Source organism: Halomonas sp. MES3-P3E, from assembly GCF_002836035.1.
In the GTDB taxonomy this organism is placed as follows: domain Bacteria; phylum Pseudomonadota; class Gammaproteobacteria; order Pseudomonadales; family Halomonadaceae; genus Vreelandella; species Vreelandella arctica.
In genome coordinates, this window is record NZ_PJBT01000182.1 from 146,302 (window position 1) to 161,993 (window position 15,692).

Below are 15,692 nucleotides of genomic sequence, written 5' to 3' on the forward strand. Positions count from 1 at the left end.
ATGGATATTACTAGCGACTCTCACAGCCAGCATATCTCTCGCCAGTTCAACCAGGAGCTGGAAGAGCTAAAAACCCATCTGATGGCCATGGGCGGTCTGGTAGAGAAGCAAGTGCAGGATGCCGTCTTTGCGCTTCTTGAAGGCGACACCCGCCTAGCCGAACAAGTGCGCGACAATGATCGTCAGGTCAACGATCTGCAGCTGCAAATCGACGACGAATGCACCCGGGTACTGGCGCGGCGTCAGCCTGCAGCTTCCGACCTACGCCTGGTGCTCGCCGTTATCCGCGCCACCTCTGATCTTGAGCGAATCGGCGATGAGGCCAGCAAAATCGCCCGTAACGCCCTGCTGCTGAGTGAAAGTACCAGCACTATTCGTGGCTTGGTGGAAGTGCGCCACATCAGCGAGCATGTGCGCAAAATGCTGCGCGATGCGCTCACCGCCTTTGCCCGCTTTGACACCGACCTTGCGATGCAGGTAGTGCGTGAAGACGAGCTGGTTGACGATGAGTACAGCAGCGCAATGCGTTCACTAATGACGTTTATGATGGAAGACTCGCGCTCGATCACCTCCGTACTCAGCATCATGTGGGTATTGCGCGCTCTGGAGCGTGTGGGCGACCACGCTGACAACCTTGCTGAGTACGTGGTTTATCTTGTCAAAGGCCTGGATATCCGCCACAGCGACCCCGACAACCTTGACCCGCAAGTGCTAAAAAAGTCTTGACCTGAAAGGGGTTTCCTCCTGCAATACGTCCAGGCTGTTAAGCGGCCTGGACGTTTGAATCATAAGGAGTCTCCCCCACCATGCTGGATGCTGTCACTGCGCTTAGCCGAGGTACACGCTGTGTGTATCAGCCGGGTATGCGCCGCTATATTTTTCTGCCTATTTTAGTCAACCTGATTGTTTACGTCAGCATGTTCAGCTTCGTGCTCAACCGCTTCGGTGGTTGGCTAGATCATTGGATGAACATGGTACCAACCTGGCTTGATTGGCTCTCCTGGCTTATCTGGCCTCTTTTCGTGATTTGCCTGTTAGTGGTGGTGTTTTTTACCTTCACGCTGGTGACCAGCCTGATCGCCGCGCCTTTTTACGGTTTTTTGGCCGCTAAAGTCGAAACCCAAGTGACTGGCCGTGAACCGATTGATGACCGCAACCTTACTAAAACAGCCATTGATGCCATTGGCCGCGAATTTGTTAAGCTCGCCTATATTTTGCCCCGTGCCGCCGGTCTGTTTGTGCTTAGCTGGATTCCAGGGCTGAACTTAGTATCCCCCCTGCTGTGGGCGCTATTCTCCGCCTGGATCATGGCCATTACTTATCTAGACTACCCAATGGATAACAATAAGGTGACGTTTTCCGATATGCGCCAACGGCTCTCGAAACGCTGGTGGCAAAGCTTAAGCTTTGGGGGGTTAGTCACGCTCATCACCTGGATTCCGCTGGCCAATCTCTTCCTTATTCCCGGCGCCGTGGCAGGTGCCGTACTGCTCTGGGATGATCACTACAGAGACGTGCATGGAGATGCCCGTGGCATCGCGCCGCAGTAGCGCTTATTACCTATGCTCGGCTACTTTGCTATTTTTACGCTTTAAATTGCTCTCCTGCCTTCAATCAACAATAAAGGAATAAATGTATGTTCAAACCCATCGCTTGGCTGTGTGTGTGTTTAGTCAGCACTCTCTCTATGGTGGCATCAGTAGCGATAGCCCACGACGTACAAACAGACACGATGCGTATCGCACACCCCTTTGCCATACCGACCCCTCCGGGTGCGGCCAATGGGGCCGCCTATGTGGATATCACCACCTTTTCAGACCCGGTTACCTTGATTGGCGCAAGCAGCCCTGCAAGCAAAAAAGTGGAGCTTCACGATATGCGAATGGACGGCGACATGATGCAGATGCGTCATGTGGGCGAGCTTTTTATTGAGGCTGGGGAAACCTACACCATGCGTCCTGGTGGTGGCTTTCACTTAATGCTGATTGGGCTAAGCGAACCGTTAACGGAAGGTGACCGATTTCCCATCACGCTAACCTTTGCTGAACAAGGTGATGTGGACATTGAGGTCTGGGTACAAAGCGCCCAGGAAGGTAGTGAAGCCGCGGATGGGCATCACCATCACTAAAAAAAGTTGCTGCCTATAAAAAATTAGACCCCGCATAATGGGGGTCTAAGGACACAATATCTGGACAATAACTAACGCTAGCTTCCTTTCCTTTTGCGGGATTCCAGCCTTGGAATTTAACCCTGACCAGCGTTTTGATTGTCGTTTGATTCATTCCTTGAATCGACCTGCATCCCTATCGGTGTGACACGCTTCTGCGTGTCACACCTCTATCGTAATATATTTCAACATAATTGCAAACTTTTGTTACCAAACGTTTCAATCGCCTACGTTATGCGTTAAATATTTAGCGGTATATTCTGCTTGAGCACTAGTACGATGGGACTCTGCCATAACATTAGGGCGATCGAATCCTAGACCACTCATGGATGAATGGAGAGAATAGCCCATTACATAAATACAAAAAGAGATGGAGGAGTAAAAATAAAACAATGTAGAAGTAAGTATTATAAGCTTACAAAAAAGCAGGCAGCAAAAAAATTAGGCCCCGACTAGCGAGGCCCGATATCAGAATAGGCTATAGGTAATAACTAACGTTAGCTTCCACTCCTTGTGCGGGACTCCAACCTTGGAATTAACCCTGACTAACGTTTGATTTCCTAACGATTCATCCTTGAACCTAAAAAGCATCCTTGCCTTTGTAACATCCTGTCAATCTACCTTTCATCCGTTGAAAGGGCATTCTTTGATATCTAAAAAGATAATTAATGATTAGTCCGCTACTGCTATTTTTTACCGATCCTTTTTACAGATACAAACTCTTCGTCATATCGTCAGTACAATGTTTATCTAACCTATCAATACGTCCTTACCTGTTTTTAATATTGCAGCTAGCATGCCAAAAACTCAACAAAAAAATTAAAACACATGAAATCAACAGCTTAATAAAAAAAATCAAGATAAAGCACTCTGTTAACATCGGAATACCAGGCCTAAAAACTGTATAAAAATGGCACATGAGTAAACTCTTACCAATTTTACATGCCAATATTGCACACTTTTACAGGTATTGTGTGAGAGGTCGCTTAATGAGACCTATACAAGACGTGAAGCGGGAAATGAGCAGCGAAAAAGCGCCCCTTTACCCGGGTGGGATTCAATCTGTAATTGCGCATCGTGGCGTAATAGTACGTGCTTAACGATCGCCAAGCCTAAGCCAGTGCCGCCAGTTGCGGTGCTACGGCCTTTATCGACACGGTAAAAACGTTCGGTTAGTCGGGGAATATGGACGGGATCGATGCCTTCACCATTGTCTTCCACATCAATACAGCCGCCGCCAGTCGCGCTAGATTTCCAACGTAAGGTGATGTGGCTACCTGCTGGCGTATAGCGAACGGCATTGAAGGCGAGGTTAGAGATGGCGCTACGAATTTCCTGTTCACTACCCAGCAGGCGTGCATCGCTTTCAAGCGCGACAGTAATGGTATGGCGCTGATTCGACAGCGCCAGCGCATCATCACAAATGCTTTGTAGCAAAGGCCCTAGCGACAGCGGATGGTGATCTTTCCCACCCTGGTCGATTTCCAACCGGGAGAGCAGCAATAGATCATTGACCAGATTTTGCATTCGCTGCGTCTGTTCCTGCATCTGGTTGATGCTTTTACCCAAACGCGGAGGCAACTGGTCAGCAATATCGCTGTAGGTTTCCAGATAGCCGGAAAGGACGGTTAGCGGCGTGCGCAGCTCGTGAGAGACGTTGGCAACAAAGTCGCGCCGCATCTGTTCCAGGCGGTGCAAGCGCGTGATATCCCGAGCCATTACCAGCCGTTCATCGTCGCCGTACAGGGTAATTTGATACTGCAGGATTCGACGCTCGTCAATCGGCGATGTCAGCGTTAGCGGCTCGCCATACTCTCGCGCGTTAAAGTAGCGGATGAAGCTTGGCTCACGCAGTAGGTTGGTAATGTGCTGACCACGATCATGGGCAGTTTGTAGCCCCAGCATGTTCGTTGCAGCGCTGTTCCACCACTCCAGATCACCGTGGCGGTCGAGCATGACCACACTGTCGCGCATCGCTTCAGACGACTCTTGAATACGGGCCAAGGTAGCGCGCAGCCGACTTTGCGTTATACGCTGGCTTTTCTGATAGCGGTATAAACGATCAAACAATTCACCCCACATACCGTGAGCGGCAGGCGGCTCATCGTGAGGATGTAGGGTTAGCCATAAATAAAGTTTGCGTAGCTGCCGCAAGTGATAAAACAGACATACTGCAAGCCCTGCCGCAAGCCCTAGCCCTGCTGAGCCCAATAACCAGCCTAAGCAAGTACCCAGTGTGGCCAGCCACGCTAGACGCCACAGTTCACGGCTCCATAGGCGCACATTTACACCCGTGCAGAGAAACGGTATCCGGTACCCCGAACCGTTTGAATCAGGTTTTGATGCACATCGCCCAGCGCTTTTCGTAAGCGTCGAATATGCACATCGACCGTACGCTCTTCGACATACACATTACCACCCCATACTTGGTCAAGCAGTTGGCTACGTGTGTAAGCGCGCTCTTGATGGGTCATAAAAAACTGCAGAAGACGATACTCGGTCGGCCCCATTTCCAACGCTTTGCCGTGTGCGCTTACCCGGTGACTTACCGGATCAAGCAGCAGGCCATTAATCTCAATCGGATCTTCAACGCCACGCGGCGTCGCGCGGCGCAGCACTGCTTTTAACCGTGCCACCAATTCGCGGGGCGAAAAGGGCTTGGTGATATAGTCATCGGCACCGGCTTCAAGCCCTTGGATCTTATTATCCTCTTCGCCTTTAGCGGTGAGCATAATAATGGGGATCTCGGCGGTGGCTTCTTCGCGCTTCAACCGCCTAGCCAGTTCAATACCGCTGGTGCCAGGCATCATCCAGTCAAGCAGCAATAAATCAGGTTGGTGGTCAACCACCATGGCATGAGCATCCTGGGCGTTATCTGCTTCGAGCACACGGTAGTCAGCCATTTCCAGCGCTACCGCGATCATCTCGCGAATCGACGATTCATCATCGACAATCAGAACGGTTTTGGCGGTCATACCAGAGCCTCACGGTGTGCAAAAAAGCCAGTTCAAAGAAAACAGTTCAAAGAAAACAGTTCAATGACATGTCAGTGACGATAACACCATGACTTGATGACAGTTACATGACAATGGCAGTTACTAACCCGCCGCAGGCCACCAACTTAGCGCAATACCAGCAAAAATCAGCAGCCCCGACCAGTGATTATTCAGAAACGCCTGGAAACAGGGATCCCGCTCCTGATAACGAATTAAGCGCTGCTGATGCAGGAAAGTTGCCGCCATTGCAGCGAGCCCTAGCCAAAAGAACCCACCTAACCCGACCCGCCAGCCTACCCATGCCAGTAACCCCAGGGTAGCTACCTGGAGTAGGCCGATTATCAGGCGATCCGCGTCGCCAAACAGCACGGCTGTCGATTTAATGCCAATTTTTAAATCATCGTCGCGATCGACCATGGCGTATTGCGTGTCGTACGCCACCGTCCATAGCACGTTTGCACAGAAAAGCAGCCACGCTTCCAACGGCACATGGCCCAGCACGGCGCCAAAGGCCATTGGAATTGCCCATGAGAATGCCGCCCCCAGCACCACCTGGGGAAAGTGGGTATAACGCTTCATGAACGGGTAAATAACTGCCAGAAATACCCCGCCCAACGAGAGCAGCACCGTAAACCAATTAGTCAGTAGCACCAGAATAAACGCTGCGGCCACCAAACCAATAAACAGCAATTGAGCCTCGGTTTCGCTGATTCGACCTGTGGCGAGCGGGCGATGCTTAGTGCGTTTCACATGGCCATCGAAATGGCGATCTGCATAATCGTTCACCACGCAGCCAGCCGCGCGCATGACGTAAACACCGGCCACAAAAATCAGCAGTACATCACGGCCGGGTACCCCTTCAGCGGCAATCCACAGCGCCCAAAGCGTCGGCCACATCAACAGCCACGTGCCAATGGGTCGATCCAAACGCATCAGCTGTATAAAATCTGCCACGCGAGCCCATCCCTTCGGCCGCAACAGTGAACGATCCATGCTTACCTCACGAAAAATAAGATGCAGGCGCTAGCCTAGCGCGATGGCAGATCAAGGTCATCCGCCATCGCACGCAAAAAATACTCCTGCACCAATAACGACAGCCCGCCGTGATAAAACACCGAGCGTCGGCCCCAGGTACAGTCACTTTCGATACCGTTCATACAAGCAAATAAGGGGGGATGGGAGGTGGCCTCAAGCGGCCCGCGAATTAAACCTGGCTGACGAAATAACCAACTGCCTAACGAGCGCTCACCTAACCCTTCCAAACGCTGGCCCTTTAACTGAGTAAGCGGGGCGACGGAGCGCGCCACCACCCACGGTGTATTATCTAAACATAGCGCTACTTCACGCAGCCATGCGTAGCGTTTGGGAGCAATGCCCAACGCCCGTGCCTCATCCTCTCGCGGCCAGCCTACGCCCTGGCGTAGCAGCCGAACGCGAAACTGCTTTTCACCTCCTGCGGCTATTAAACGGGCGGTTAATGAGTCGGTTGAGGCAACCCACTGCCACCAGGAAGTACTCATGGCAGGTCGCGCCGCATCAACGGGGCGCCAGCGCGAAAAGTGAGGAGTTTGCCGAAAAGCTGCAGGCGTCACCAAGTTCTCCAGGGCAATAAACGAGTCGGCTAGTGTAACATGCAGCACTAACAGGCTTTTGTTTCAGCGACTTTTTTGGTGTCTGCATGCCCCCCTCACAACCAGAGCTCTCTTCATCCCACGCTGCGCTGGTCATTATTGGCACGGGAATGGCCGGGATTGGCTTAGCCCGCGCACTGCGCCGTCTCGGTGATCAGCGGTCAATCACGCTGATTAGTGCTGACAGCGGTGACGATTACAGCAAACCGTTACTCTCCACCGGCTTCGCTAAAGGCCTAGCGCCCAACAAACTGGCCCAGCGAAACGCTGCCGAGCTGGGCGATGAGTTAAACGCCCGCATCATTACCCACACCCCCGTGGCGGCACTGGATGTGGATAACCGGACACTGCTTCTCGACGCTGGACAAGCGCCCAACTATGAAAAACTTAGCTCTGAAAAACTAAGCTACGAAACACTGGTATTAGCCACCGGCGCTGCCCCCAGGATGCCGTTCAGCATCGACCCCAGCGTAGCCCCACGCTGCTTCACCATTAATGACCTAGACGACTACCGACGCTTTCATCAGGCGTTAGGCCAAGGCTCAGCAAGGGTGGCGATTGTTGGCGCCGGGCTGGTCGGCTGTGAATTTGCTAATGACCTGCACGCCGGAGGTCATCACGTCAGTGTCATAGCGCCTGAAGCTACGCTACTGCCCCGCCTGCTGCCCACGCCACTGGGCAACGCCCTGGGCGATGCCTTCAATGAGGCAGGCATCCGACTCTGCTTAGGCCGCACGATAGATTCACTAACACTCAGCAGCGGTGATGACATCGTATTACGGTTGGATAACGGCGAGACTATCAGCGCCGATCTCGTACTAATGGCAACTGGCCTAACACCGCGTACGGCGCTTGCCGAAGCCGCGGGTCTTAACGTATCGCCGAGCGGCATACACGTTGACCGCCAACTGCGTACTTCACACCCCGATATTTACGCCCTGGGCGATGTCGCCTGCGTCGATGGCGTTAACGCCATGTACGTGCAGCCGCTGCAAGCGAGCGCCAAGGCATTGGCGGCAACGCTTGCGGGCACTCCCACGTCGGTCAGCTTTGGCGCTTGGCCAATAGTCGTTAAAACACCCCTGCTGCCAGTGGTCGCCTATCCGCCAACCACCCCACCTGAACGCTGGCGAATTGAAGGCGAAGGTGGCGATATCAGTGCGTTAGCCGAAAATAAAGACGGACGTTTGATTGGTTTTGCGTTGACAGGGGGCTGCGTGAGAAGGAAAGTGGAGCTTTCCAGAGCAGCACCTACGCTGCTAGGCTGATTTTCGTCGCGTTCACGACTAGGCTAGAGAAGCTACCTAGTGCTAATGACGCGCCCAACAACCTGCATTTGCTTTACGCTCGATTCTTTAACAAAAGTTCGATTGTTTACTAAAGGGAGATTTCTTATGCGCAAACCTGAACTCGCTGCTGCCATCGCTGAAAGTGCCGACCTGTCAAAAGACAAAGCAGGCCAAGTACTGAACGTTATTTTGGATGAAATCACTAACAGCGTTGCTAAGGGCGAAGATGTCGCTCTGATCGGCTTTGGTACCTTTACGGTACGTGAGCGCGCAGCACGTACTGGTAAAAATCCACAAACCGGTGCCCCACTACAAATTCCGGCCAGCAAAAATGTTGCCTTTAAGCCAGGCAAAGGACTTAAGGACGCCGTTTCCTAATGAAGCTCAAGCTGACGCTGTGGCTACTGGGCATATTGCTCAAACGTGCCCTGCGCCGCAAGCCGCGCTTTCGTGAACAGTTAGAACGCATGCGCGGCCTGGACTGGGGAATTGCCACGGAAGATCTAAGCATAGCCCGCCACTACCGGATGACGCCGAAAGGTATCAGCACCGGTAAAGGGCTGCCCGTCGACTTAGACCTTGAACTGCGTTTCCGAGACCAAGCCACCGCGTTAAAGGTGCTCAAAAAGCCAACTCAGCAGGCCTTTCTTGACGGCATGATGAGTGGCAACGTGCGTTTAGTGGGCGACTCCGCCGATATGAACAAGCTGCAGAAGCTGCTCAAATATTTGTAGCCCAGTATTTGCAGTATTGAGCGATCAGCAAAGGGTAAACCAGGCAGAGGTATAACAGCTATCGATGGACATACCTCATCAACGCTTAGTGTACTTCCGCGTTACCCTGGAGTCTGGTTCAGTGCGCCGTGCTGCGGCGCGTCTGGACATTGCTCCCTCGGCAGTCAGCAGGCAAATTTCGCTGCTGGAAGAAGCCTTGGGAGCCACCCTCATGGAGCGTCAGCGCGGCGGCATTTCACCGACCCCGGTCGGTGAAATGCTGCTTGAATACTGCGAACGTCGCGGCGCACTGGACGAAGGCTTTATCGCGTCACTTGAAGCCTACCAGCGCATGGAAACCGGCAAGATATCGCTCACCGTCGGTGAAGGATTTGTCAGTGACCTAGTAGCGTCGCCGCTGCACGAATTTACCCAACGCTATGCGGGCATTCAGCTCGACATCCATACCGCAGGCACCTCGGGCATTATTGACGCCATTGTCGGCGATCACAGTCATATCGGCTTGATGTTCCATGAGCGTACCCATCCCCAGCTGCGTTTCTGGTCATCCAGTCCTCAGCCACTGATGGCTATTCTGCCGCCGGATCACCCATTGACCAGCCAGACGTCACCTCTCACGCTGACTCAGCTTAGCGCCCAGCCGATGGCCATGTGGGACACCACACATGGGGTGCGTCAAATGGTCGACCAAGCATTTCAGCAGTCTCGTATAGTCCCGCGCATGGCAATGAATACAAATTCCATGGTGGTATTAGCACAGTATGTGCGCAGCGGCATGGGCATTACCCTACTGCCCTCCTTTGCCGTCGCACACGATTTAGAAGCTGGCACGCTAGTGGCGCGTAAGGTAGATAATCCCCTTTTTCAGCGCTCCCAGGCCCACATGGTCACGCGCGTAGGCCGCCAACAGCCCAAGGCTAGCATTCTGCTGCTCAGACACTTACAGCGCTGGATGCAGGCCTTTCGCGACCCGGCCTCAGCAAGCGATTAACCAACGCCACTACCGTAGCCAAATGCCACGCTGGCTTCCGGTGCCGTTTCCACCCAGACGCTTTGCGGCACCGTGTATTCACGCAGGCCGTCCAAACCGCTTGAGCGACCGAAGCCACTATCGCCAAAGCCACCAAACGGCGACATCACGCTGATCGCCTTGTAGCTATTGATCCATACCGTGCCAGCACGCAATTGCCCCGCCACACGATGCGCTCGCGCCACATCCTGACTCCAAACGGCGCCAGCCAAACCAAAGCGAGTTTCGTTGGCGAGCTGAATGGCTTCGGCTTCGCCGTCAAAGGCCATGGCGATCAACACCGGGCCGAAAACCTCTTGCTGAGCGATCTCCATATCCGGCGTGACATCGACCAACACGGTAGGGGCGATAAAATAGCCATGAGCCTCATCTGGCAGTCCTTCGGGACGCTTGCCACCCGTTAACACTCTCGCGCCTGCCGCTTCGGCGGCCTCAATCATCCGGGTGACCTGCTCAAATTGACGGCGATTCTGCAAAGGCCCCATGCGCGTCGCTTCATCGCTGGGAAGGCCGACCGCAATCTGTTCCGCGGCCCGGGCCAAACGGCTGGTAACCTGCTCAAACACCGAACGCTCAATCAACAGCCGTGAGCCCGCCACACAGCTCTGACCTGCGGCGGCAAAAATTGCCGCCTGGGCACCGGCGACGGCTTCGTCCAGCTTGGCATCGGCAAAGACGATATTGGCAGATTTACCCCCTAGTTCTAACACGCTGGGCACCAATCGGCGTGCGCCGGCTTCAGCAATCATGCGGCCACTCTGGGGAGAGCCCACGAATACCAGCTTGCTGATAGTGGGGTGGTCGGTTAGGGCTGCGCCGGTCGTTTTTCCCAGCCCGTTGACGATATTAATCAGCCCCTTAGGTAGCCCGCCGCTTTCCAGTAGCTTGGCAATCACCACCGATGAGAAGGGCGTCAGTTCGGAAGGCTTCAGTACTACCCCATTGCCCGCTGCTATGGCCGGGGCCACTTGCCAGGCGCAGGTGAACATTGGAGCGTTCCAGGGGGTAATTTGCCCCACCACGCCATAGGGGACATGACGTACATAGTTAAGGTGCGAGGTAGGCACTGGAATCACTTCGCCGTGCTGCTTGTCGCACCAGCCCGCGTAGTATTCAAACATCTCACGCACCTTGCCTACTTCAGCCCGGCAGTCACGAATCGGCTTACCGGCAACGACGCTCTCCAACTGCGCCAGTGCTTCTTCATGGCCCTCTAGCCCACGCAGCGCCGCACTCATGCGCCGTCCACGTTCGCTGGCGGTAAGCGCCATCCATTCACGCTGCCCACGCGTAGCCGCTTGAGTAGCACGCTCAATTAACGCCGCACCCGCATCACGATAGCTCACCAGCGCTTCGCCGGTGGCCGGATTGATCAAGTTGATTTCCTCACCCTCCCCTGCGACTAATGCGCCATCAACCCAGTTACTTAGCGGCGTGGCAGCGGCTAAGCCGAAACCTTTAAGCAGTTCAGCAAGATGGTCGCAGGCATGTTGGCTAAGTGAGTTCATTGGTTGCCCTCCGCTTGGCTGCCACGCGCTAATATCGGCGTGGTAATATGGTTAAAGTCATCGCTATCAGTTGGCTGTTCGAGGTTCGCGTGCCACGCATCGACAACGGCTTGTAGCAACGGCAAGGGGATACCGAGTTGCTCAGCGGCATCCCGTGCCAGACGCAGATCCTTACGCATCAAACCGGAGGTAAAGCCAGAATCGAAGCGCTCGCTTAGCACCCACTCTGGGAAATTCACCTCGCTAATCGCGCTGCGCCCGGAGCCACTATTGATGCCCGCCAGACAGGCGACGGGGTCGACGCCCGCCTTGGCGGCCATAGCCACGGCTTCGGCGGTGGTTAACAAGTGCGCGGCACACAGGTAATTATTGGCAAGCTTCACCACATGACCGCTGCCAGGGCCGCCCACATGGGTGCGCTTGGCTGACATCGCTTCCAGCATCGGCAATACCCGCTCGATAGTGCTTTCATCGCCACCTAACAACATACCCAGCTTGCCACTGGCAGCACCTTTGGGGCCGCCGCTGACGGGGGCGTCCAGCCAGTGAAGCCCCGCTGCGGTTACTTTTTCGGCCAATTCACGAGTCACGGCGGGGTCGCTGGTCGAGGTATCGACAATCACACTGCCTTTAGGCGCCAGGGTGAGTAAGCCTGGGGATTGCTCAATCACCTCACGTACATGGACAGAAGTGGGCAGCGAAAGCAGATACACATCGCTTGCGGGCAGCGCATCGGGCGCCACAACGGTTAGTCCCTGAGCAGCAAGGCGAGATCGCGCTTGCTCAAATACATCGCTACCCGTTACTTCAAATCCTGCTGCTTTGAGGGTGAGCGCCATATTGCCACCCATCTGCCCGAGACCAATCACCACGATCGATAACGCTGTTGTTGAAGACATAGGTGAAGACATCGTAAATGCTCCTTGAACGCCCTAATACTTGAAAGACGCTATGTTCGGCGTAGACGCTCCCCTACCCAGTGGGCATCAGAGAGCGCATAACGCTTTTCGTTGAGAAAAAGGGGGCGACTTAGACGAGCAGCGCCCTTACCAGCTCCACCCAGTAGCGCGTCCCTAGCGGCAGCAGCGCATCGTTGAAGTCATAACGCGGGTTGTGCAGCGAAGCGGAATCTACACCGTTGCCCATCCAGATATAGGCGCCTGGTCGCTCGGCTAGCAGAAACGAAAAATCTTCAGAGGCCATGCTGGGCGGCGGGTTGCGCTTTACTTTGTCGCTGCCGAGCAAGCTTTCCAGCACCGTCGCGCAGTGCTGGGCATGCTCCGGGGTATTGATAGTAGCCGGGTAGCAGCGCTGGTAATCCAGTTCAACGGCTAAGCCGTGAAACTCTGCCAAACTGCCAATCGCTTGTTTAAAGCGTGCTTCCAAATGCTCTTTAAGCGTCATATCAAAGCAGCGCAGCGTACCGCGCAGCTCGACCTGCTCCGGAATCACATTGAAGGTATCCCCGGCGTGAATGCTGGTAATACTCAGCACCGCCGATTTATCCGGCGGCGTTTCACGGCTCACCAACCCCTGTAACTGACTGATCAGTTGGCAGCTTGCCAGCACCGTATCGATGCCCAAGTGTGGCATCGCAGCGTGGCATCCCTTGCCAATCAGTTTTAGGGTAAAAATATCGAAAGCCGCCATCACATCGGTGTCATGCACCGCTGCCTCACCTACCGGCAGGCCCGGCCAATTATGCAGACCGTATACGGCATCCATGGGAAAGCGCTCAAACAGGCCCTCTTCGACCATGACGCGTCCACCACCAGCGCTCTCTTCAGCGGGCTGAAAGATAAACACCACCCGGCCTTTGAAATCCGGCTGCTGCTTTAACGCCCAGGCGGCGCCCAGCAGCATGGACGTATGACCATCGTGGCCACAGGCGTGCATTTTGCCGGACGTTTGCGAGGCGTAGGCAAGCCCCGTCTCTTCGAGGATATCCAGGGCGTCAATATCGGCCCGTAGGCCGATGGTTTTGCCTTCCCCCTGTTGACCATCCAGAGCGGCGACCACACCCGTTCCAGCAATCCCGGTAGTTACCTCAAAGCCCCACTCAGTCAGCAGCGCTGCAATACGCGCACTGGTACGGTGCTCCTCAAACGCGGTTTCCGGATGCTGGTGGAAATCGTGACGCCACGCTTTTAATGTTTCGCTATCCGGCAAGTTTACTGAGGCAGTCATCGTCCTATCCTTAAAGCATTATGTGAGCGACAACGGCAGAGCCGATAAAGGTGCCGGTGAATACCAGTAAGGCCACGATCACTAGCTTCCAGCCGGTCTGCCTGAACATGGCAAACTCACGTCCGGTCAGCGCCAGCCCTGCATAGGCCAATACCGGCGTGACCACTGCCAGGAAATCCACTTCAGCGAGCCGTGCGATAATCCAGCCATTGCCAGGGAAGAATGGCAGCGTCGCGATAATACTGATCAGCGATACCCAGGCCACACTGGGCAGGTAAAAGGGGCATATGCGCCCGATGACCAAGCCGATAATGACCATGACATACAGAATCAACATGCCGGGCAGTGCGTCTAATAAAGGCGAACCGTTGACGATATTGCTAAACCATGCCGCCACACACACGGCTGCCAGTACCAACGCGGTTTTGCCTAGCTGGTTTTCGGGACGTAGCTCTTTTAACGCCTCAGCATCGAACTGATCGATTGGGCTCTCATGAGTTTTCATGGCTAACCTCCTGGCGCGAGCCTTTTAAGCGCTTGTACATCCACTCAGTGACTGGGAGCGCGATAAATAGCGAGATATACAGACCGGTGGCGTAGGTAAGCAGGTTGCTTGCCCCGGCAAAGGCGAGTAGTTCATCTTTGGATGCTGGTACCGCTTCAGCTAATGCGGCCGAACACGCCGCCACCATACTGCCACTGCCCACCCCGCAGGCCATGGCCAGAGCACGAATATCGAGAATATCCAGCGAGGCGATATACCCCGCCATTAAGGCGAAATAGAGCGTACCGAACATGGTGCCCACCACGTACACGCCCATAATGCCGATGCCTTCAGGGCTTCTAAGGCCGTAGCGATCTGAAATAATGGCAATATTGGGTTCGCGGGCGATGGAGTAGGTAGCACCAATCGCTTCACGGCCCATTTTGAGCACCAGGACGGCAAAGGGCAGCGCGATCAACATGGTGCCGAGATTACCTAGCTCCTGGAGAATCAGCGCGGGGCCAGCGGCAATGATCTGCTCAATGGCAGGCCCGATAGTAGAGCCGAATTTAGCAATAAACGGCAGGATGGCGATAAGGATGATGGGGCCAGCCGCATTGCTGACCGGCTTGGGAATCACCTTGCCCATAGTCGAAAAAAGGTGGGGATTGAAAATAACGCCAATGATAAAGGCGTAAAGCAGCGGTAGTAACAGCAGTGTTCCCGGTCCGAGTGGAATGCGCACAATGCCTATCCACTCGGCAAACATCGACGTCACGATCACCGTCAGGTGCAGACGCCAGTCCAGCAGTAGCTTGAGATCCATTGGAGTGTTCCTGTTTTTTTAGTGTCACTCCGAGTATCGAAAGGTTACCGTTTCAATCATAGGGCTTTAGTGCGCTATTTTTTAGAACACATGTCCGTCAGGCGTTGTGGATCGCCCGCCCACCGGGCGGAAAGTCGCTAAACGCTCACCTTGAGTGGCGATGAAGAGACTCCACGGTCAAAGCACAGCAACCACACCACCACGGCTATTCCTGCTACGCCGGCAAGTGCCAAAAATGCTGCCTCGTAGCTCAACCAGCTCGCCACCACGCCCGCAAAACTAGCGCTGAGCGCCGCGCCGACGCCTTGAATCGTCATCACCGCGCCTAACCCCATGTTCACACGCCCGGTACCGCGCAGTATTTGCGCCACAATACCCGGCGTTGCTACGCCCAATAACCCCGCGCCGACACCGTCCAGTATTTGTACGGGCACCACACTCCAGAGCCCCGGCACCGTGCCCGCCAAAACACCGCGGACAGGTAACACAAGTAGCGCCACCAAAAACAGCAGCCAATAGCCGTTCTTGTGCGAGTACCACGCAGCCAGAAGGGCCATCGGAATCATCGTTGCTTGAGCGATCACGACCGTACCAGCGGTATAAACAGCAGGATTCATCAGCTCATTGGTGGCCACGCGCTGACCCAACAACGGCAACATGGCGGCATTGCCTAGATGAAACAGCAAAAGCGTAAGCCCCACGACCATCAACATGGGGTGATCACGAAACACCTGGGCGATGTTGATCGTTTGGTGCGTTGTTTTATCCAGCCCACGGGCCTCTTCATAATCGATTTCGGCGGGGTTAATCCTAAGCACCAAAAAGATGGTTAACGCGGCC

The 15,692-nt window shown here is 54.5% G+C and carries 17 protein-coding genes; 7 read left to right on the forward strand and 10 right to left on the reverse strand.

Annotated features, from left to right (window positions below; genetic code table 11):
- From phoU to CXF87_RS13310, 3 genes are all read left to right on the forward strand, one after another.
- Positions 1-726, forward strand: coding sequence for a phosphate signaling complex protein PhoU (gene phoU, locus CXF87_RS13300; RefSeq protein WP_008956462.1), 726 nt, complete (start codon positions 1-3; stop codon positions 724-726).
- 80 nt (positions 727-806) lie between these two features.
- A complete protein-coding gene (cysZ, locus tag CXF87_RS13305; RefSeq protein WP_101146921.1) occupies positions 807-1,550 on the forward strand; it encodes a sulfate transporter CysZ in 744 nt (247 codons plus the stop codon).
- A gap of 86 nt (positions 1,551-1,636) precedes the next feature.
- The gene (locus CXF87_RS13310) at positions 1,637-2,128 is read left to right on the forward strand and encodes a copper chaperone PCu(A)C (RefSeq protein WP_101146922.1); all 492 of its coding nucleotides are present in this window, start codon (positions 1,637-1,639) and stop codon (positions 2,126-2,128) included.
- Positions 2,129-3,163: 1,035 nt separating this feature from the next.
- Here CXF87_RS13310 and phoR read toward each other — a convergent pair.
- The 4 genes from phoR to CXF87_RS13330 all read right to left on the reverse strand — a co-directional run bounded on the left by phoR (position 3,164) and on the right by CXF87_RS13330 (position 6,803).
- Entirely contained in the window at positions 3,164-4,450 is a 1,287-nt protein-coding gene (gene phoR / locus CXF87_RS13315; RefSeq protein ID WP_101146923.1) for a phosphate regulon sensor histidine kinase PhoR, read from the reverse strand.
- Positions 4,451-4,452: 2 nt separating this feature from the next.
- Positions 4,453-5,142, reverse strand: coding sequence for a phosphate regulon transcriptional regulator PhoB (gene phoB / locus CXF87_RS13320; protein ID WP_008957133.1), 690 nt, complete (start codon positions 5,140-5,142; stop codon positions 4,453-4,455).
- 123 nt (positions 5,143-5,265) lie between these two features.
- The gene (ubiA, locus tag CXF87_RS13325) at positions 5,266-6,156 is read right to left on the reverse strand and encodes a 4-hydroxybenzoate octaprenyltransferase (RefSeq protein WP_101146924.1); all 891 of its coding nucleotides are present in this window, start codon (positions 6,154-6,156) and stop codon (positions 5,266-5,268) included.
- Positions 6,157-6,191: 35 nt separating this feature from the next.
- A complete protein-coding gene (locus tag CXF87_RS13330; protein ID WP_101146925.1) occupies positions 6,192-6,803 on the reverse strand; it encodes a chorismate--pyruvate lyase family protein in 612 nt (203 codons plus the stop codon).
- 38 nt (positions 6,804-6,841) lie between these two features.
- On the opposite strand from CXF87_RS13330, the gene CXF87_RS13335 reads away from it, so the two are divergent.
- The 4 genes from CXF87_RS13335 (at position 6,842) to CXF87_RS13350 (ending at position 9,808) form a co-directional block, all read left to right on the forward strand.
- Positions 6,842-8,062, forward strand: coding sequence for an NAD(P)/FAD-dependent oxidoreductase (locus CXF87_RS13335; protein ID WP_101146926.1), 1,221 nt, complete (start codon positions 6,842-6,844; stop codon positions 8,060-8,062).
- A 126-nt stretch (positions 8,063-8,188) separates the two neighbouring features.
- Entirely contained in the window at positions 8,189-8,461 is a 273-nt protein-coding gene (locus CXF87_RS13340) for an HU family DNA-binding protein (protein ID WP_007112276.1), read from the forward strand.
- Positions 8,461-8,817 (forward strand): hypothetical protein, encoded by a 357-nt coding sequence (locus tag CXF87_RS13345; protein ID WP_008957129.1) that lies wholly within the window; start codon positions 8,461-8,463, stop codon positions 8,815-8,817. Before CXF87_RS13340 ends, CXF87_RS13345 begins: the two co-directional genes overlap by 1 nt.
- A gap of 64 nt (positions 8,818-8,881) precedes the next feature.
- Entirely contained in the window at positions 8,882-9,808 is a 927-nt protein-coding gene (locus CXF87_RS13350) for a LysR family transcriptional regulator (protein WP_101146927.1), read from the forward strand.
- Here CXF87_RS13350 and CXF87_RS13355 read toward each other — a convergent pair.
- From CXF87_RS13355 to CXF87_RS13380, 6 genes are all read right to left on the reverse strand, one after another.
- Positions 9,805-11,355 carry an aldehyde dehydrogenase family protein gene (locus tag CXF87_RS13355; protein WP_101146928.1) on the reverse strand — a complete coding sequence of 517 codons (1,551 nt, stop codon included), beginning with the start codon at positions 11,353-11,355 and terminating at the stop codon, positions 9,805-9,807. The two genes, CXF87_RS13350 and CXF87_RS13355, sit on opposite strands and share 4 nt — an antisense overlap.
- Complete coding sequence (locus tag CXF87_RS13360) at positions 11,352-12,266, reverse strand: NAD(P)-dependent oxidoreductase (RefSeq protein WP_232774926.1); 915 nt, start codon at positions 12,264-12,266, stop codon at positions 11,352-11,354. Before CXF87_RS13360 ends, CXF87_RS13355 begins: the two co-directional genes overlap by 4 nt.
- Positions 12,267-12,384: 118 nt before the next feature.
- Positions 12,385-13,542, reverse strand: coding sequence for a M20 aminoacylase family protein (locus tag CXF87_RS13365; protein WP_008957123.1), 1,158 nt, complete (start codon positions 13,540-13,542; stop codon positions 12,385-12,387).
- A gap of 10 nt (positions 13,543-13,552) precedes the next feature.
- Positions 13,553-14,047: a hypothetical protein gene (locus CXF87_RS13370; protein WP_101146929.1), complete on the reverse strand. Its 495-nt coding sequence runs from the start codon at positions 14,045-14,047 to the stop codon at positions 13,553-13,555.
- Positions 14,034-14,852, reverse strand: coding sequence for a DUF3100 domain-containing protein (locus CXF87_RS13375; protein WP_101146930.1), 819 nt, complete (start codon positions 14,850-14,852; stop codon positions 14,034-14,036). The genes CXF87_RS13370 and CXF87_RS13375 overlap by 14 nt, the downstream gene beginning before the upstream one ends.
- 137 nt (positions 14,853-14,989) lie before the next feature.
- The coding region (locus tag CXF87_RS13380; protein ID WP_198556107.1) for a hypothetical protein at positions 14,990-15,692 on the reverse strand (703 nt) is incomplete at its 5' end.

What these genes read in the sequence shown, in the direction of transcription:
- phoU (WP_008956462.1), top strand. Translation starts at nt 1, where the DNA reads ATGGATATTACTAGCGACTCTCACAGCCAGCATATCTCTCGCCAGTTC.
- cysZ (WP_101146921.1), top strand. Translation starts at nt 807, where the DNA reads ATGCTGGATGCTGTCACTGCGCTTAGCCGAGGTACACGCTGTGTGTAT.
- CXF87_RS13310 (WP_101146922.1), top strand. Translation starts at nt 1,637, where the DNA reads ATGTTCAAACCCATCGCTTGGCTGTGTGTGTGTTTAGTCAGCACTCTC.
- phoB (WP_008957133.1), bottom strand. Translation starts at nt 5,142, where the DNA reads ATGACCGCCAAAACCGTTCTGATTGTCGATGATGAATCGTCGATTCGC.
- ubiA (WP_101146924.1), bottom strand. Translation starts at nt 6,156, where the DNA reads ATGGATCGTTCACTGTTGCGGCCGAAGGGATGGGCTCGCGTGGCAGAT.
- CXF87_RS13335 (WP_101146926.1), top strand. Translation starts at nt 6,842, where the DNA reads ATGCCCCCCTCACAACCAGAGCTCTCTTCATCCCACGCTGCGCTGGTC.
- CXF87_RS13340 (WP_007112276.1), top strand. Translation starts at nt 8,189, where the DNA reads ATGCGCAAACCTGAACTCGCTGCTGCCATCGCTGAAAGTGCCGACCTG.
- CXF87_RS13345 (WP_008957129.1), top strand. Translation starts at nt 8,461, where the DNA reads ATGAAGCTCAAGCTGACGCTGTGGCTACTGGGCATATTGCTCAAACGT.
- CXF87_RS13350 (WP_101146927.1), top strand. Translation starts at nt 8,882, where the DNA reads ATGGACATACCTCATCAACGCTTAGTGTACTTCCGCGTTACCCTGGAG.
- CXF87_RS13355 (WP_101146928.1), bottom strand. Translation starts at nt 11,355, where the DNA reads ATGAACTCACTTAGCCAACATGCCTGCGACCATCTTGCTGAACTGCTT.
- CXF87_RS13360 (WP_232774926.1), bottom strand. Translation starts at nt 12,266, where the DNA reads ATGTCTTCACCTATGTCTTCAACAACAGCGTTATCGATCGTGGTGATT.
- CXF87_RS13365 (WP_008957123.1), bottom strand. Translation starts at nt 13,542, where the DNA reads ATGACTGCCTCAGTAAACTTGCCGGATAGCGAAACATTAAAAGCGTGG.
- CXF87_RS13370 (WP_101146929.1), bottom strand. Translation starts at nt 14,047, where the DNA reads ATGAAAACTCATGAGAGCCCAATCGATCAGTTCGATGCTGAGGCGTTA.
- CXF87_RS13375 (WP_101146930.1), bottom strand. Translation starts at nt 14,852, where the DNA reads ATGGATCTCAAGCTACTGCTGGACTGGCGTCTGCACCTGACGGTGATC.